This is a genomic window from Pseudomonas sp. EU05-FHT14B02, assembly GCF_058791055.1.
This window is the reverse complement of record NZ_JBYTDD010000072.1, coordinates 1-625: the sequence shown is the minus strand read 5'-3', so window position 1 is coordinate 625 and position 625 is coordinate 1. Positions and strand designations below refer to the sequence as shown.

Below are 625 nucleotides of genomic sequence, written 5' to 3'. Positions count from 1 at the left end.
AGCCGTCGCTTTCCGCCGGGGAGTGGCCGTTGTGTTCGTGGGTGCTGAGGGTGTGCAGGCCGAAACCCATGTTGGCCGATGGATCGATCGGCAGGGCGTTGTAGTGGCGCATCAGCACCGGTTGGCCGTACCGCACCATCAGCAGTTTTGGCGGAAAGGTGCCGTCGAAGGTCCAGAGCGCCTTGTGGTTCTGGATCGGCATGTTGGGGTGAAAGCGGGTGTCGATGCCTTTGGTGGTGCCCGTTATGACCGGGTTGTCCGAGGTCTGGTTGTAGAGCCCGCCCGGGCCGAACTCACCGACGGCGTAGTTGTGCAACTGCCGGCGGTCGCGCATGCCGCCGTTGAGCTTGGCGCCGGCTTGAGCGGTCTTGAAGGCGACCTGTGGGTAGAACTCGTTCCAGCGCTGGTGCGACCAGCCTTTTCCTGGCGGACGACCTTCGGCCGGCGAGCCGACCGGATGGCGGTTGAGGAAGGCTTCGATCTGCGCTTTCCACGGGTTGCGGTCCAGCACGTTGGAATACTGCGACGGAAACGGGTACAGCCCCGGCTGGCGCATGAAGGCTTCCAGCGCCGCGGCCGACGGGCCGCTGCGGGCAATGTTGTTCGGGTCCTGCGTGGGCGCCGG

Annotated in this window: 1 pseudogene; it reads right to left on the bottom strand. The window is 65.4% G+C overall.

Annotated features, from left to right (window positions below):
• Window positions 1–625, bottom strand: a pseudogene (locus AC3WTM_RS29530) (copper oxidase); the annotation flags it as partial.